Annotated in this window: 14 protein-coding genes; 4 read left to right on the forward strand and 10 right to left on the reverse strand. The window is 73.8% G+C overall.

The genetic code is table 11. The features are described 5' to 3' along the window. Positions 1–45: 45 nt before the first annotated feature. The 3 genes from BM385_RS18520 to BM385_RS18530 all read right to left on the reverse strand — a co-directional run bounded on the left by BM385_RS18520 (position 46) and on the right by BM385_RS18530 (position 3,369). Positions 46–1,437: a C4-dicarboxylate transporter DctA gene (locus tag BM385_RS18520; RefSeq protein ID WP_019432761.1), complete on the reverse strand. Its 1,392-nt coding sequence runs from the start codon at positions 1,435–1,437 to the stop codon at positions 46–48. Between the two features lie 152 nt (positions 1,438–1,589). Then, positions 1,590–2,039 (reverse strand): universal stress protein, encoded by a 450-nt coding sequence (locus BM385_RS18525; RefSeq protein ID WP_093843723.1) that lies wholly within the window; start codon positions 2,037–2,039, stop codon positions 1,590–1,592. Between the two features lie 7 nt (positions 2,040–2,046). Beyond that, on the reverse strand, positions 2,047–3,369 hold the full coding sequence (locus tag BM385_RS18530) for an SLC13 family permease (RefSeq protein WP_093843724.1): 1,323 nt from the start codon (positions 3,367–3,369) through the stop codon (positions 2,047–2,049). Between the two features lie 170 nt (positions 3,370–3,539). Between BM385_RS18530 and BM385_RS18535 the strand changes: the two genes are divergently transcribed. Next, entirely contained in the window at positions 3,540–5,801 is a 2,262-nt protein-coding gene (locus BM385_RS18535) for an MMPL family transporter (protein ID WP_093843725.1), read from the forward strand. Positions 5,802–5,892: 91 nt separating this feature from the next. Here BM385_RS18535 and BM385_RS18540 read toward each other — a convergent pair whose 3' ends face one another. Further along, complete coding sequence (locus tag BM385_RS18540; RefSeq protein ID WP_217650959.1) at positions 5,893–6,936, reverse strand: zinc-dependent alcohol dehydrogenase; 1,044 nt, start codon at positions 6,934–6,936, stop codon at positions 5,893–5,895. A 174-nt stretch (positions 6,937–7,110) separates the two neighbouring features. On the opposite strand from BM385_RS18540, the gene BM385_RS18545 reads away from it, so the two are divergent. The 3 genes from BM385_RS18545 to BM385_RS18555 are packed head-to-tail and all read left to right on the forward strand — an operon-like array spanning position 7,111 to position 10,688. Then, positions 7,111–8,496, forward strand: a complete 1,386-nt coding sequence (locus tag BM385_RS18545) for a dihydrolipoyl dehydrogenase family protein (RefSeq protein ID WP_093843727.1) — start codon at positions 7,111–7,113, stop codon at positions 8,494–8,496. A 44-nt stretch (positions 8,497–8,540) separates the two neighbouring features. Continuing rightward, on the forward strand, positions 8,541–10,301 hold the full coding sequence (locus tag BM385_RS18550) for an ABC transporter ATP-binding protein (RefSeq protein ID WP_093843728.1): 1,761 nt from the start codon (positions 8,541–8,543) through the stop codon (positions 10,299–10,301). Between the two features lie 42 nt (positions 10,302–10,343). Next, on the forward strand, positions 10,344–10,688 hold the full coding sequence (locus BM385_RS18555; RefSeq protein WP_093843729.1) for a heavy metal-responsive transcriptional regulator: 345 nt from the start codon (positions 10,344–10,346) through the stop codon (positions 10,686–10,688). 53 nt (positions 10,689–10,741) lie between these two features. Here the strand turns inward: BM385_RS18555 and clpX are convergent, their stop codons facing one another. The 6 genes from clpX to BM385_RS18585 all read right to left on the reverse strand — a co-directional run bounded on the left by clpX (position 10,742) and on the right by BM385_RS18585 (position 16,752). Further along, entirely contained in the window at positions 10,742–11,995 is a 1,254-nt protein-coding gene (clpX, locus tag BM385_RS18560; RefSeq protein WP_093843730.1) for an ATP-dependent Clp protease ATP-binding subunit ClpX, read from the reverse strand. 96 nt (positions 11,996–12,091) lie between these two features. Further along, the gene (locus BM385_RS18565) at positions 12,092–15,061 is read right to left on the reverse strand and encodes a BTAD domain-containing putative transcriptional regulator (RefSeq protein ID WP_093843731.1); all 2,970 of its coding nucleotides are present in this window, start codon (positions 15,059–15,061) and stop codon (positions 12,092–12,094) included. 24 nt (positions 15,062–15,085) lie between these two features. Then, positions 15,086–15,538 (reverse strand): TadE/TadG family type IV pilus assembly protein, encoded by a 453-nt coding sequence (locus BM385_RS18570; RefSeq protein ID WP_093843732.1) that lies wholly within the window; start codon positions 15,536–15,538, stop codon positions 15,086–15,088. Further along, entirely contained in the window at positions 15,535–15,918 is a 384-nt protein-coding gene (locus BM385_RS18575) for a TadE/TadG family type IV pilus assembly protein (protein WP_282614202.1), read from the reverse strand. The genes BM385_RS18570 and BM385_RS18575 overlap by 4 nt, the downstream gene beginning before the upstream one ends. Before the next feature lie 35 nt (positions 15,919–15,953). Beyond that, positions 15,954–16,424, reverse strand: coding sequence for a TadE family protein (locus BM385_RS18580; protein WP_093843734.1), 471 nt, complete (start codon positions 16,422–16,424; stop codon positions 15,954–15,956). Between the two features lie 82 nt (positions 16,425–16,506). Next, the gene (locus BM385_RS18585) at positions 16,507–16,752 is read right to left on the reverse strand and encodes a hypothetical protein (RefSeq protein WP_093843735.1); all 246 of its coding nucleotides are present in this window, start codon (positions 16,750–16,752) and stop codon (positions 16,507–16,509) included. Positions 16,753–16,755 lie beyond the last annotated feature (3 nt).

The raw sequence follows: 16,755 nt of genomic DNA on the forward strand, positions 1-16,755 counted from the left end.
CGCCCCCGGGTGAGGGGCGCGGCCGGGCAAGAGGGGGCGTACGGCTCAGACCTTGGCGGGGGCCCGCTCCAGCGGTGCGGTCTCCTCCGGCGGGGGCGGCGGCGCGCCGTGGCCGTCGTCCACCAGCGTCGCCTCGTCGAACGGGCGCTGCCCGGAAAGGACCTCGCGCATCCGCTCCTTGTCGACCTCCTTGGTCCAGGTGCCGATGATCACGGTGGCGACGGCGTTGCCCGCGAAGTTGGTCAGGGCGCGGGCCTCGCTCATGAACCGGTCGATGCCGATGATCAGGCCGACGCCGTCCAGGAGTTCGGGGCGGTGCGAGGAGAGTCCGGAGGCGAGGATCGCGATGCCGGAGCCGGAGACCCCGGCCGCGCCCTTGGAGGCGATGATCATGAAGAGCAGCAGGGAGAGCTGTTCGCCCAGGGCCAGCGGGGTGCCCATCGCCTCGGCGATGAACAGCGCGGCCATGGTGAGGTAGATGGCGGTGCCGTCCAGGTTGAAGGAGTAGCCGGTGGGCACCGTGATGCCGACGACCGGCTTGCTGACGCCGGCGTGCTCCATCTTCGCGATCAGCCGCGGCAGCGCGGTCTCGGAGGAGGAGGTGGAGACGATCAGCAGGAACTCGCGGCCCAGGTACTTCAGCAGCGCGAAGATGTTGACGCCGGTGGTGAGCTTCAGCAGGACGCCGAGGACCACGACGATGAACAGCACACAGGTGACGTAGAAGCCGATCATGATGACGGCCAGCGACTTGAGCGCGTCCACGCCCGTCTCGCCGACCACCCCGGCGATCGCGCCGAACGCGCCGATCGGGGCGGTCCACATGACCATGCCCAGCACCCGGAAGACGACCTTCTGGAGGTGGCCGATGCCGCGCAGCACCGGTTCGCCGGCCTTGCCCATGGCCTGGAGCGCGAAGCCGACCAGCAGCGCGACCAGCAGCGTCTGGAGGACTTCGCCGGCGGTGAAGGCGGAGACCAGGGTCTCGGGGATCATGCCCAGCAGGAAGTCGACCGTGGACTCGCCGGCCTTCTCGGCGGCCTCGGCGCCGGCGTTGGTGTCCACCTCGGCGAGGTTCAGCCCGTGGCCCGGCTCCAGGAAGTTGCCCACCAGCAGGCCGATGCCGAGGGCGAACGTCGACATCACCATGAAGTAGCCGAGGGCGAGCCCGCCGACCGCGCCGACCTTGGCGGCCTTCCGGACCGAACCGATCCCGAGCACGATGGTGCAGAAGATGATCGGCGAGATCATCATCTTGATCAGGGCGATGAACCCCTGGCCCAGCGGCTTCAGCTCCACCCCCACCCCGGGCGCCGCCAGTCCGATGGTGATGCCCGCGGCCACCGCGATGATGACGGCGATGTAGAGCCAGTGCGTACGGTCGCGGCGTTTCACGCGGGGGGCGGTGGGCGCCCCGGGCGGGCTGGATGCGGCCACGGTGGTCTCCTCGTCCTTGTGGAGTCTTGCGGCCCGGGGGCCGGATTGCACGTGACGCAATATCCACCAGGGGGTGACCGAGGTCTCGGTTACGGTCATTACGTTCGCGAGGATTTTCGTACGGCTGTCATCCGGGCGTCACCCGGCCGACATCACCACACCAGCAGTACGGGGCACGGCGCGTGGTCCACCACGAACCGGGTGGGTGGCGCCAGCGTGTGCGGCCCCGGCCGGGACCGGTCCCCGTCCCGGGCGCAGACCAGCACGTTCTCGCTGTCCGGCCCGGACAGCGCCGCCAGCACCTCGTCCTCGGTGCGGCCGGTCCGCGCCAGCCGCCGCACCGGCCCGCCCAACCGCTGCGCCGCCCGCTCCAGCAGCGCGGCGGCGGCCTCGGCCGCCTCCCGCTCCAGCCGCCGGGCCGGGTCCTCGCCGGGGCGGTGGCCGCGCCCCAGCAGCCCGGCGAACGCGCCGTGCGCCGCCGCCGTCACCTCCTCGTCCGTGACATGAAGCAAGGTCACCGGCTCGTGCGCCGCGCGCCGGGCGCGGGCCGCGTCCACGCACGCCGTCCAGTGCGCCTCGGTGATCCACACGATGAGCGTCATACCGGCCTCAGCCTCCGATCAGGGACAGGGACCCCCACAGCGCCACGGTCGCGGCCACCAGGGAGGCGGGCACCGTCAGCAGCCCGAGCCGGGTGAAGTGGCCGAGCCCCGGGTCGGTGCCGTGGGCGTGCAGCACCCGCCGCCACAGCAGCGTGGCCAGCGAGCCGACATAGGTCAGGTTGGGCCCCAGGTTCACCCCGATCAGCGCCGCCAGCACCGGACCCGGCCCGCCGTGCGCCGCCAGCACGGGCAGGATCACCAGGATGGCCGGGAGATTGTTGATCAGATTGGCCAGCACCGCCGCCACCGCGGCCACCGCCAGCAGCGCGGCCAGTGACGAGCCGTCCGGCAGCAGCCGGGCCACCGCGTCCCCCAGCCCGTGGTCCACCACCGCCGCGACCACCACCCCGAGCGCGAGCACGAACAGCAGGAACGGCACGTTCACCGCCCGTACCAGCACCGGTACCGAGGTACGGCGCGCGGTGAGCGCCCGGACCGCCAGCACCAGCGCCCCGCCCGCCGCCGCCCAGGCCGGATCGAAGCCGAGCAGCGAGGTCACCGCGAACCCGGCCAGGGTCAGCCCCAGCACCGCCAGCGCGAACACCGGGCGCGGGCCGGGATCGCGACCGGCACCGGCCGCCGCTTCCGCGCCCCGCTCCACTGCCGCTCCCTGCTCCTGCTCCGGCACCGCCGCCGTCCCCGTTCCCGTCCCGGCCAGTTCGGCGGCGTACCAGCGGCGGAACACCACGTACTCCACCGCGATCGCCGCCAGCCACGGCAGCACCATCAGCGCCGCGAACCGGGTGAACGTCAGCCCGCTGGCCGCGAACGCCAGCAGATTCGTCAGATTGGAGACCGGCAGCAGCAGCGAGGCCGAGTTGGCCAGATGGGTGCAGGCGTACACGTGCGGGCGCGCCGCCACCCCCAGCCGGGCCGCCGTCGCGAACACCACCGGAGTCAGCAGCACCACCGTGGCGTCCAGGCTCAGCACCGCCGTCACCCCGGCCGCCACCGCGAACACCCCCGCCAGCAGCCGCCGCGGCCGGCCCCCGCACCAGCGCGCCACCAGCCGGCCGGCCGCCGTGAACAGCCCCTCCTCGTCGCACAGCCGGGCCAGCACCAGCACGGCCGCCAGAAACCCCGTCACCGGCAGCAGTTCGCGGATCTGGTGCCAGGCCCCGCTCACCGGCACCAGACCGAACGCCACCGCCGCCCCGGCCGCCGGCACCGCGGCCACCGCCTCCGGCAGCCCGCGCGGGCGCGCCACCGCGAACCCCAGCACCCCCAGCAGCAGCACCGCCGACAGCGTCCCGGCCACCCACGTACTCAGCGCATGCCTCCCGGCCGGTGCCGCCCCGGATCTCCCGGCTCACCGCACCAGTTTCCCACCCCATGTGACCCACGTCTCACCGCATCCCCCCGCGGCCATGTCACATCCGCGCCCGCGCCGCCCCTCTCCCCTGGCGAGAGACCAACACTCCCGGAGAGGGGAGAAGAACCATGTTCGCGAGGCTTTCCGCACTCGTGCTCGGGCACCGCCGGGCCGTGCTGTGGGTGGCGGTGCTGCTGGCGCTCGTCGGCGGGGCCAGTAGTGCGACGCTGTTCGACGACGTGAAGGGAGGCGGCTTCACCAACCCCGGCGCGGAGTCCGGGCAGGCCGCCGACGTCCTCGCCGAGCGCTTCGGCCAGCAGGACCCCAACGTGGTGCTGCTCGTGCACGCCCCCGGCGGCGTCGACGAACCCGCCGCCCGGGCGGCCGGCAGCGCGCTGGCCGAGCGGCTCGCCGCGGAGGACGGCGTCAGCGGCGTCCTCTCGTACTGGACCGCCGGCGGCGGCGCGGGACCGCTGCGCTCCGCCGACGGCGAGCGCGCCCTGATCCTGGCCACCGTCGCCGGGGACGAGACCGAGGCCGGGCGCCGGCTCGCCGCACTGCGCCCCGATTACGAGGGGAACGCGGACGGCCTGGAGGTCGCCGTCGGCGGACCCGCCATGATCAACCACGAGGTCGGCGAACTCAGCGAACGCGATGTGATCAAGGGCGAGACCATCGCCTTCCCCGTCATGCTCGTCGTCCTGGTGCTGATCTTCGGCAGCCTCGTCGCCGCCTCGCTCCCGCTGGTCACCGGGCTGATCACCATCCTGGTCTCGCTCGGCCTGCTGTGGGCCATGGCCCAGCTCACCGACGTCTCGGTGCTGGCCGTCAACGTGGTCACCCTGCTGGGCCTCGGCCTGGCCGTCGACTACAGCCTGCTGATGGTCAACCGCTACCGCGAGGAACTGCGGGCCGGCCAGGACAGCGCCACCGCCATCCGGGTGATGATGGGCTCGGCCGGACGCACCGTCCTCTTCTCGGCCGTCACCGTCGCCGTCACCCTGGCCGGACTCGCCTGGTTCCCGCTGCTGGCGCTGCGCTCCATCGCCTACTCCGGCATCGCCGTGGCCGTCCTCACCGCGCTCACCACCCTCACCGTGCTGCCCGCGCTGCTGGCTGTGCTCGGCCCGCGCTTCGAGTCCGGCCGGGTGCTGCGCCGCCGCGCCACCGCCCGCCAGGAGCAGGAGCAGGACGCGGAGAACGGCTTCTGGCACCGGCTCGCCTCGCTGGTGATGCGCCGCCCCGTGCCCTTCGCCACCCTCGGCACCCTGTTCCTGCTGCTGCTCGGGCTGCCCTTCCTCTCCCTGAACATGGGCGCCCTGGACGAGCGGGCCCTGCCCACCTCTTCCGCCGGGCGGCAGGTCGCCGAGGTGATGCGCGCCGAGTTCGACAGCGGCGAGGCCGGCGCCGTACGGATCGTCCTGCCCGAGGGTGCCCCGGAGGCAGACCTGGCTACGTATGCCGCCGGGCTCTCCGCCCACCCGGACGCCGCCCGGGTGGACGCCCCCACCGGCTCCTACGCCCAGGGCACCCAGGTCGCCGAGGCGGGACCGCAGCACGCCGCGCTGACCGCCGCGGACGGCTCGGGGGCCGCGGCGCTCAGCGTGGTGCCCGCCCCGGGCGAGCAGACCCGCGCCGAGCAGTTGGTGCGCGACATCCGCTCCGGCGCCGCCGCCGAGGCGCCGTCCGCGATCCTGGTCGGCGGACAGGCCGCCGTCGCCCTGGACGGCATCGCGGCCATCACCGACCGGCTGCCGGTCGCCGCGCTCACCCTGGGCCTGGCCATGGTGGTGCTGCTGTTCCTGCTCACCGGCAGCGTGCTGCTGCCGTTCATCGCGATGCTGCTGAGCGCCCTCGGCCTCACCGCCACCTTCGGCGCCCTGGTGTGGGGCTTCCAGGACGGGCACCTGGCCGGGCTGCTGGGCTTCACCGCCACCGGCACCATCAACGGCACCGTGCCGGTGCTGCTGTTCGCGGTCGCCTTCGGCCTCGGCATGGACTACCAGGTGTTCCTGCTCTCCCGCATCCGCGAGGAGTACGAGCGCGGCGGCGATCCGCGGGCCGCCGTCGCGCTCGGGCTGGAGCGCATCGGCCGCATCGTCACCGCCGCCGCGGCCGTCCTGTCCATCGTCTTCCTGGCCTTCCTGATCTCCGACATCAGCTTCATGAAGGCCATGGGCATCGGGCTGCCGCTGGCCGTCCTGATGGACGCCACCCTCATCCGGGGCGCGCTGCTGCCGGCCGCCATGCGGCTGGGCGGGCGCGCCATCTGGTGGCTGCCGGCCCCGCTGCGCCGCGTCCACGACCGGTACGGGCTGCACGACGCCGACCCGGCCGGCCCGCCCGCCGCCCGCCCGGCGGAGCCGGCGCGCTCGGGCCGGGCGTCGTGACCCGCGAGGCCGGCGGCGCCGGGGGGTGAACGGGGGGTGGGGGCCGCCCGCGTGGGTGCGGGCGGCCCCCACCATCACCCCCCGCGCGGGGTCAGGCGCGCGGGTCGACGAGCACCTTGGTGTGGGCGCTCTCGCCCGAGTCGAGTTCCTCCAGGAGGTCGCCGAGCTGCGACAGGCCGACGGTGCCGGTGTGCAGGGCGGCGACGTCGATCCGCCGCCCGGCGATGGCGCGCATGGTGCCCACGAAGTCCTCGTGGTTGTAGGCGAGCGACCCGATGACCGTCAGCTCCCGGCTCTGCCAGTCGCCGTAGCTGACCGTCGACGGGGTGAGGGGGAAGCCGAGCAGCGCGAGCGTGCCGCCGCGCCGGACCAGTTCGGCGGACGGCTGGAACAGGGACGCGACCCCCGTGCACTCGAACAGCACATCGGCGCCGAGCCCGTCGGTGGCCCGCTCCAGCACCCCGGCCAGCTCCGGTGGCGCCACCACGTCCCGGAAGCCCAGCTTCCCGGCGGTGCCCCGGCGGGCCGCCGAGGGCTCCGAGACGATGATGCGCCCGGCGCCCGCGTTGCGCGCGTGCTGGGCGGTGAGCAGGCCGATCGGTCCCGCGCCCTGGACGACCACCACCGAGCCCAGCTCCAGGGCGGTGCGGCGTACCGCGTGGAAGGTCACGGTCGCCGGCTCCACGAGAGCGGCCTCGATGTCCGAGAGCGCGTCCGGCACCGGGATCACCCGGCGGGCGGAGACCCGGACGCGGGTGGCGAACGCACCGTGGGCGGGGGCCGCCTCGTCCACGCCGTTGGCCTCGGCGAACACCGTGTCGCACTGGCGGGCGTGCCCGGCCAGACACTGGCGGCAGCGCCCGCAGGCGGGTCCGACCCCGCCCACCACCCGCTGGCCGGCCCGCACCCCGGTGACCTCGGCGCCGACCGCGCGGACCGTCCCGGTCCACTCGTGCCCGAAGACGGCGGGCGGCAGCATGTGCCCGTCGGTGTAGCCGTGGACGTCCGTACCGCAGATCCCGCTGTAGGTGATGTCCACGATCACCCCGTCCGGCGCGGGCGGCTGCTCGTCCCCGGCGCGTTCCTCCAGCTGCCGCGGTCCGGAGACCCGCACGTAGCGCTGCTCAGCATTCATGACCAACATGTTCCTTCGTTCCCGGTGCCGCGACCCGGGACGAGTCCGGCACATCGGACCCATACAACACCTTCGGTCGAAGAGCCGTGCGGGCACCCCGGCGGCGCGCGGCCGGGTGCCGGGCGGACGGCGCGGCCCCGCGAAGAATCCGAAGACGCGTCCTAATCTGACGGGATGGCTGAAGAGACGGATGTGATTGTGCTGGGAATGGGCCCCGGCGGCGAGTACGTCGCCGGGCGGCTCGCCGCCGCCGGGCTCGACGTCGTGGGGGTCGAGGCGGAGCTGGTGGGCGGCGAGTGCCCGTACTGGGCCTGTGTGCCCAGCAAGATGATGGTCCGCGCCGCCGGTCTGCTGACCGACACCCGGCGGGTGCCCGGCATCGCGGGGAGCAGCCAGGTCCATCCCGACTTCGGCACCGTCGCCGCCCGCATCAGGACCGAGGCCACCGACAACTGGGACGACACCGTCGCCGCCGACCGCTTCACCGGCGCCGGCGGGCGCCTGGTGCGCGGCCGGGGGCGGCTGTCCGGACCCGGCCGGGTGGCGGTCAAGCCCTCCGACGACGGACCGGAGACCGAGTACGGGGCGCGGGTCGGCATCGTCGTCGCCACCGGCAGCCGCCCCGTGATCCCGCCGCTGGAGGGGCTGGCCGGCTCGCCCTACTGGACCAACCGCGAGGCCGTCTCCGCCGAGAGCCCGCCGCGCTCGCTGCTGGTGCTCGGCGGCGGCCCGGTCGGCCTCGAACTCGCCCAGGTGTACGCCCGGTTCGGCACGGACGTGACCGTCGTCGAGGGCGGCGAGCGGCTGCTGTCGCGCGAGGAGCCCGAGTCCTCCCGGCTGATCACCGACGTCCTCACCCGCGAGGGCCTGGTCGTCCACGTGGCCTCGCACGCCACCCGCGTGGCGTACGACGACGCCCACGGCTTCACCCTGTTCCTGGAGGACGGCGAGGAACTGACCGCCGAACGCCTGCTGGTGGCCACCGGCCGCGCCCCCGACCTGGCCTCGCTCGGCCTCGAACACGCCGGCATCGAACTCGACCCCAAGGCCCGGGCGCTGCCCGTGGACGAGAAGCTGCTGGCCGCGCCCGCGCTGTGGGCGATCGGCGATGTGACCGGCGTCGGCCAGTTCACCCATGTCGCCATGTACCAGGGGCAGCTCGCCGCCCGCACCATCCTCGGGGAGGAGACGCCGCCCACCGACTACCGGGCGCTGCCCCATGTCACCTTCACCGACCCGGAGATCGGCTCGGTCGGCCTCACCGAGGCGGCGGCCCGCGCCGAGGGCATCGACGTCCGCACCGGGATCGCCGACCTCGCCGCCAGCACCCGGGGCTGGATCCACAAGGCGGGCAACGAGGGCTTCATCAAGCTGGTCGCCGACGCCCGCCGCCAGGTGCTGGTCGGCGCCACCTCCGCAGGGCCGGCCGGCGGCGAGGTGCTGTACGGGCTGGCCGTCGCCATCCAGGGCGAGGTGCCGCTGGAGCGGCTGCGGCAGATGATCTACTCCTACCCCACCTTCCACCGCGCGGTGGAGACGGCGCTCGCCGACCTGTCCTGAGCCGGCTGATCAACCCGGCGGGCCCGGCCCGCGTCCCTGCGGGTATGACCACCGCCGCCCCCGCCCCGAAGTCGTCCGCGACGCCGCCCGCCTGGCGGGTCCTGCTGAGCTACGTCCGGCCGCACCGCTGGGCGCTGATCGCCGGGGCGGTCCTGGCGCTGGCCACCGGGGCCACCGGGCTCGCGCTGCCGCTGCTGGCGCAGCGGCTGATCGAGGATCTGTCGGCCGACCGGGCCATCGGCGGCGCGCTGGCGGTGATGACGGCGCTGATGGTGGCCAACGCCGTCCTCGGCGGCTTCGGCAGCTATGTGCTGCACCGCACCGCCGAGTCGGTGGTGCTCACCGCCCGCCGCGCGCTCACCTCCTATCTGCTGCGGCTGCGCGTCACCGCCGTGGACCGCTCCGAGCCGGGCGATCTGCTGGCCCGGGTCACCTCCGACACCACGCTGCTGCGCGGCATGACCACCAACTCCCTGATCGGCCTCGCCACCGGCGGGCTCACCCTGCTGGGCACGCTGGTGATGATGGCGATCGTCGACCTGGTGCTGCTCGGTGTCACGGTCGCGGTGGTCGGGCTGATGGCGGTGGTCATCGGCGTCATCGCGCCCCGGATCAACCGGGCCAGCAAGTCCGCCCAGGAGGCGGTCGGCGCGATGGGGACGGCCGTCGAGCGGGTCCTGGGCTCGCTGCGCACCGTCAAGGCGTCCGGCGCCGAGGCGCGGGAGGAGGCGGTGGTGCACGACGCGGCGCAGCGGGCGTGGCAGGCCAGCATCCGGGCCGCCAAGTGGCAGGCCATCGCCGGGAATCTGTCCGGGGTGGCGCTCCAGGCGGCGTTCATCATCGTGCTGGGCGTGGGCGGCGCCCGGGTGGCCACCGGGGCCATCGAGGTGGGCGCGCTGGTGGCGTTCCTGCTGTACGTCTTCTATCTGATGTCCCCGATCAGCGAAGTGGTCGCCGCCATCACCGGATACCAGGTCGGGGCCGCCGCGATCACCCGCATCCAGGAGGTGCGCGCTCTGCCCGCCGAGCCGGTGGCCGCCCCGGCCGGTCCCGGGCCGGCCGCCCCGGCCGCCGTCGCCTTCGAGGCGGTGCGGTTCCGCTACAGCGAGGATCTGCCGGAGATCCACCACGGGGTGACGTTCTCGGTGCCGCCGCGCGGCATGACGGCCTTCGTCGGCCCGTCCGGCGCGGGCAAGACCACCGTGTTCTCGCTGATCGAGCGGTTCTACGACCCCACCGGCGGCCGGGTGACCGTGGACGGCCGGGACGTGGCCGACTGGGACCTGGGCGAACTGCGCGCCGCCATCGGCTACGTCGAGCAGGACGCGCCCGTCCTCTCCGGCTCACTGCGGCAGAACCTGCTGCTCGGCGCCCCGGACGCCGACGAGGCTGCGGTGGCCGAAGTGCTGCGCACCACCCGTCTGGAGGGTCTGGTGGCGCGGCTGCCGGACGGTCTGGAGACGCTGGTGGGCCACCGGGGCACCAAGCTGTCCGGCGGCGAGCGGCAGCGGATCGCGATCGCCCGGGCGCTGCTGCGCCGTCCCCGGCTGCTGCTGCTGGACGAGGCGACCTCGCAGCTGGACGCGGTCAACGAGGCGGCGCTGCGGGACACGGTGGCGGATGCGGCGCGGGAGACGACCGTCCTGGTGGTGGCGCACCGGCTGTCGACCGTCACCTCGGCGGACCGCATCGTGGTGATGGACGCGGGCCGGGTGCAGGCGGTGGGGACGCACGCCGAACTGGTAGCGCGGGACAGCCTGTACGCGGAGCTGGCGGCCACACAGTTTCTGGCCACGAGTTCATGAACACCGGCCGTGGCCAGGCATGGCTCACCTAAGCTACGGGGCATGCGCATTGGGACGCTCGCACATGTGGCGGGAGTGACCACCAAGACGGTGCGATTCTACGAACAGGCCGGTCTGCTGCCCGAACCCCCGCGCACCCCTTCGGGCTACCGGGACTATCCGCCGGAGAGCGCCGACCGGCTGGTGTTCATCCGCACCGCGCAGTCCGCCGGGCTCTCGCTCGCCGAGATCGGCGAGTTGCTGCGGCTGTCCGAGACGGACCGGCCGCCGCCCGCGGACACCGCCCGGCTGATCTCCGCCCATCTGCACCGCATCGAGTCACGGATCGCGGCCCTGACCCACACCCGCGACGCGCTGCGCGCCCTGCGGGCGGCTCCGGGCGGCTGACGCGCGGCCGCCGGGCCCGCCCGGGCCGGCCGGGGATCTCCGTGCGGCACGCCCTAGTTGGTCCGCTGCCGGGGGATGCGTCCGCCGTCGGTGTGCCGGCGGACGGTTCCCTCGTCCACCACCACGTGGGTGATGTCGGCGCGGCCGGGGATCTCGTACATGAGCGGCTGGAGCACCCGTTCCATGACGCCGCGCAGCGCGCGGGCGCCGGTGCCGCGCAGCAGCGCCCTGTCGATGATGGCGTCCAGCGCGGGGCGGTCGAACTCCAGCTGTACGCCGTCGAGTTCGAACAGCCGCTGGTACTGCTTGACGAGCGCGTTGCGGGGCTCGGTGAGGGTGCGCAGCAGGGCGGCCCGGTCCAGGGCGGTGACCCGGGTGATGACCGGCAGCCGACCGATGAACTCCGGGATGAGCCCGTACTTCACCAGATCCGCCGGCTGGACCCCGGCGAACGGGTCGCCGGGCGGCGGGGCGGCGGCGGAGCGCAGTTCGCCGCCGAAGCCGATGCCGTGTCCGCCGAGCCGGTCGCCGACGATGCTCTCCAGGCCGGCGAAGGCCCCGGCGGCGATGAACAGCACCTGGGAGGTGTCGAGTTCGATCAGCTCCTGCTGCGGGTGCTTGCGCCCGCCCTGCGGCGGTACGGCGGCGACCGTGCCTTCCATGATCTTCAACAGGGCCTGCTGCACGCCCTCGCCGGAGACGTCGCGGGTGAGGGAGGGGTTCTCGCTCTTGCGGGCGATCTTGTCGATCTCGTCGAGGTAGATGATGCCCTTCTCGGCGCGGGCCACGTCGTAGTCGGCGGCCTGGAGGAGCTTGAGCAGGATGTTCTCGACGTCCTCACCGACGTAGCCGGCCTCGGTGAGGGCGGTGGCGTCCGCGATGGCGAAAGGGACGTTCAGCGACCGGGCCAGGGTCTGGGCCAGGTAGGTCTTGCCGCAGCCGGTGGGGCCGAGCAGCAGGATGTTGGACTTGGCGAGCTCCACGGGCGGCGGGCCGCCGTCCTCGGCGCTGTCGCGCACCCGTTTGTAGTGGTTGTAGACGGCCACCGCGAGCGCGCGTTTGGCGTCCTCCTGGCCGATGACGTACTGGTCGAGGAAGCGGTGGATCTCACGCGGCCGGGGCGGCTCGACGGGCTGGTCCGTCTCGGGGCGGCCCAGCTCCTCCTCGATCAGGTCGTTGCAGACCCCGACGCACTCGACGCAGATGTAGACCCCGGCGGGCCCGGCGATCAGCCGGCGCACCTGCTCCTGGGTCTTGCCGCAGAACGAGCACTTGAGCGAGTGGTCGGCGTCATCGTCGCGCGCCATGACCAAGAGTCAGCCCTCCTCGGTGCCCTTCACGACAGGTCATCAGATGATCTTGCCACCTGATCGCAGGTGAGGAACCGGGGAGGGCCCCGGCCGTTACCCAGCCGCCCCCACAGTGCTCCGCCACCCCGGCAGCAGCTCGTCCAGCAGCGCCTCCGTCTGGGCCGGCAACGCCTGCGCCGGACCGTACAGATGCGCGTGGTGCGCGATCAGCCAGTCGGCGGCGCCGCGCAGCCACTCGGCCTTGCCGGTCGCCTTCGCCGACCGCAGCAGCTCGTTCCACAGCCGCTCGTCGGTCGGCGAGGCGGCGAGCGCGGAACGGATCGCCACATACGCCTGCTCACTGCCCCCGCTCGCCAGCTGCTCGGCCGACAGCTTCAGCGCGATCTCCGAGACCAGCAGCGGGTATTGCGCATCCACGATCTCATGCTCCAGCCAGCCGAACCGTCCGCCCTCCCGCACACCCGCGAGCAGCGGCCCGCGCGCCAGGCTCAGCGCGTCCGTGAGCTGCCGCTTCCGCTCGGCGGCGCTGCCGCCGCCCACCGAGACCGCCCGGTGGTGCAGCGTCCGCAGCACGTCCCAGTCCGAGACGACGCCCGCCGACAGCGACAGCCGCCCGTCCTCGGCCACCAGCAGCCGCGGCGCGCCCGCCGCGTCCGCCCCCAGCCAGTCGCGCAGCCGCTCGATCAGGGCGTCGCGGACATCGTCCGGCACCCCGCGCGGCCACAGCGCCGACCCCAGCACCCGGGGGTGGACCCCCTCCCGGTGCAGCAGCAACAGCGCCAGCGCCTCACGCAGTTGCTCCGCGCGCTCCGCGCCCGGGGCGTCCAGCCCGCTGATCTCGTACCCGCCCATCACCTGGGCGTACACATCCGGCTTGCCCCGCTGGCTCAGATCCACCGTGAAGGCCGGACCCGGCACGCCCGCCGCGCCGCCGGACGGCTCGCGGGTCAGCTCCGCGAACAGCTCCACCACGGCGGCACGCTGCGCGGCCGGCAGCAGCTGGGCGGAGAGTTCGAGGCCCATCTCCGGCTCGGTGAGCACCCCCGCGTCCGAGATCTCGAACTCCCAGGCGATGCCCGGCAGATCCGGCCGGTCCGAGGTCACCAGATAGCCGATGCCCAGCTGAGCGGAGACCGCGGCGAGCGCGGCGAGCCGGTCCGCCTGCTCGGCGGTCGGCACCGCGCCGATGAGCACCAGATGCGGCGCCCACTGCTGCTGCCGGGCCGGGCCCGTGCGTCCGGTGAGGATCGACTCCTGCCCGGTGTGCCGCAGCGCGCCGCGCCGCAGATTCGTCTCCGTCTCCATCACTTCGAGCAGCCCGGCCACATCGTCCAGGTAGCGCACCCGGGTCGGGGCCAGGGCGGTCAGCTCCCCGCCGAAGCCCACCAGCGACACCGTCATCCGGTCCGCCCAGCCGCTGGTCGCCAGTTCGGCGGCGATCGAGGCGAGCACCGCCTCCCGGTCGGCGCGGGCGCCGGTCACCGAGACGATGCCGGGCACCGCCTCCAGGTTGAGCAGCAGCCGCATGTCGTCGCGGACACCCAGGGAGACCAGACCGGGGTACGGGGCCTCCGCGTCCGGCGCCTCACCCGCGGCCGCGGCGGCCGGCAGCCGGTCGCGCCGCACCGTCCAGTACGTGTCGCTCTGCCCCGGCTCCCACGGCGCCGGCGGACGGCCGGCCGGGGCGGCCAGCTGGAGGTGCAGTTCGTGCTCGGTCAGCCAGGCCGCGTACACCGGCGGCAGCACCTTGCCCTCGGCATCCAGCGCGGCGGACAGCCGGCGCAGCGCCCGGTCCAGGAAACCGACCGCCTCCGGGGCGGCGCCGACCAGCAGCGCGTCACGGATGTCGTGCGCGGCGGGGGTGGTGGGCGCCAGGTCGTCGCCCACGCCGCGCCCGGCCAGCGTCCCGGCGGCCGAGGCCCACAGGGCGTTGCGCCGGGTGCGGCCGAGAGCCATCAGCAGCCCGGCGGCCAGCAGCGGGGCGCCCAGCAGCGCCTCGGGGAGCCCGAACCCGGCCTCGTCCCCGGCCTCCTGCGCCTCCTGGATGGGGGTGGTGTCGAAGGCGGGCAGCGAGTGACCACCTCCGGGCTCCTCCGGAACGAGACCCAGTTCGGGGACCCGCAGGTCGGCCCGGTCGACCCCGGAATCGTCCGGGTCGGCCCACTCGGTGTCCCCGGTGCGCTGGTAGTCCTGGAACTCCTCGACCTCCTCCTGCGACAGCTCCTCCACGTCGTGGGGCATCTCGACCAGTTCGCCGCCGTGGGCGTCGGCCGGCATCTCCAGGATCCAGCCCGGACGGATCAGCGAGGCCTCGGTCAGCTTGGAACCGTCCGGCTGCACCCGGTCCTTGTTGAGCTGGTAGATCTCCTTGTACCGCAGCCCGTCGTCCAGATGCCGCTCGGCGATCCCCCACAGCGTGTCGTGGTGCCGGCCCTCCGGTGGCTGGATGCGGTAGTACTTGGTCGGCGCCTCGGCCGCCTCATCCGCCTCCGGAGCCTCGTTCGGCAGCGCCATGGTGGGATCGGCCCGGTTCACGCCGTCGCTCTCATAGGCGTGCTCGGCCTCCCCGCCCGGCGTCCGCTCGGCCTCCGCCACCACCTGCGAGGAGCCGCCGCCGTCGAAGGCCCCGCCGATGCCGCTGATACCGGGCACGAACGACGCGGCCGAGGCGGTCACCAGCAGCAGCATGCCCACCAGCTGGCGCGCCAGCAGCTGGCTCGGCCCGGCGCCCGGCACCCGGGCCGGGATGCCCACCCCGGACAGCGCCGCCTTGACCTCCACCAGCACACAGGCGGTGAACTGCGCCCAGGCGATCCAGACGCACAGCGCCAGCACCTTCAGGAAGACGGTGGTGGAGATCTCGTTCTGCAAGGTGTCCAGGGACGGCATCGTGCGCGGCAGCGGCCAGCCGATCAGCACGGCCAGCGAGAAGGGCACGCCGACGACCAGGGCCGCCAGCGCGACGAAGGCGAACAGCGCCTTCATGATGTCGCCGAAGCTGCGCCCGACCTTCACGGGCACGGGCGTACGGTTCCCGCCGCCGGTGGGGGTGGTGCGCGCCATGACGGAACTCCCGTTGGTGGTGGATCAGTTGGTCTGGGCCTCGGCGGTGGCCGTGCCCCAGACCGTGAGCGGTTGATCGAAGAAGAACCCGGTGAACACCGGGCGGTAGGTCAGCCGGATCCGTACCGTGACCCGGTCGACGGACGCCTGCGAGCACTCGGAGGCGGCGGTGTCCGCCGCGCTCAAGTTCACGGAGGCAGCGTACTCGGCGACCCTGGCCGGGCAGTTGCCGAAGTTGATGGGGGCGTTGCCCAGGCCCTGGCGCAGCGCCTCCTCGTCCAGGTCCTGGGCCGCGTACCGGGCGGCCTGCTCGGCGATGTCGGCGGCCCGCTCCCGCTGGTGGATGGCGAGCCCGCCGTCCACCACGAACGCGGCCAGCGCCAGCACCACCAGCGCGAAGAAGATCACGATCACCGCGCCTGAGCCCCGGTCGCCGTGGCCCCGGCGGCCGAGACCCCGGCCTGGCAGCCGCCTCATCCGGACCTCCGGTACGGGTCGATGGGTGAACTGGAGGCACCGGTCAGGGTGGAGGTGACCGGCACACCCAGCATGTCCAGGGCCCGCACCCGGCAGCTGACCCGCACGCTGAACAGCGAGCCCGGTTCGTGCCCGCCGCCCGAGGTCACCTCGACGCGCACCGTGCCGCCCACGCACACCTCGCCCAGTTCGCGCTCGGCGGTGCCCGCCGCCGCGGCGGCGGCCGAGGCGCTGTCGCGCTCCAGCGAGCCGGCCCGCGCCGCGTCCCTGGCCGCGCCGCTGACCGCGCTGCGGCCCGACACCTGCTGGCCGATGGCCACCAGCAGCAGGATGAACGCGATCATCAGCGGTGCCAGGAACACCACCTCGACCGTGGACACCCCCCGGTCGTCACGGAATCTCCGCCGCACCGCGCTCACCCCCCGCCGTCCGGGACGAACCGCTCGACCGGCCCCTCCGAGGCGGCCCGGACGGTCAGGGTCATCCCCGGCACGATGGACGGCACACTGGCGTGCACCTCCACCCGTACGGTGTCGGGGCCCGGCAGCGTGGTGAACACCGACGGCTGCCGGTCGAACATGCCCCGGCCGAGCTGATCGATGTAGTCGTAGGACTTCTCCCGCGCCTTCGCCTGCCAGCCGACCGGATCGGCGTCCGCCTCCGCGCGGGCGGTGCGGGCACCGGCCTGTGCGGCGGCCTTCGCGACGTCCTGCGCGAAGGAGTACAGGGCGAACTGCACGGCGCCGAAGATCAGGAAGAACATCAGCGGGGTCAGGAACACGAACTCGATCGCCGTGCTGCCCCGGTCGCGGCACAGCACGGCCCCGCCCCGGTCGGAGCCCGCTCCGATCCGGCGGCGCAGCCAGCGGGCCGCTCGCTTGGTCATCCCCGTACTCCCCGTACTCCCCGTGTCCCCGTGTCCCCGTGAAACCCCGTGAACCCCGTACTCCCCGTGGCTGGGCCGCCGCTCAGCAGTCGGCGTAGTCCACCGCGCCCGCGATGCACTCGCTCACGCTGCCGGCCCGGTCGTCGATCGCGTTCATGATCACGGCCGCGACCCCGGCGACGATGCCGACGACGACCGCCGCGATGATCACCCACTCGATGGCGGAGGCACCGCGGTCCCGGTCGGCGTCGAGCGCTCCCGCCCGCCGCATCCGGGTCCTCACCAGGGCGGCCAGATAGTCGGCCGCCGGAAAACGCAACTTCCTCATGGT

This window comes from Streptomyces harbinensis, assembly GCF_900116145.1.
In the GTDB taxonomy this organism is placed as follows: Bacteria; Actinomycetota; Actinomycetes; order Streptomycetales; family Streptomycetaceae; genus Streptomyces; species Streptomyces carpaticus.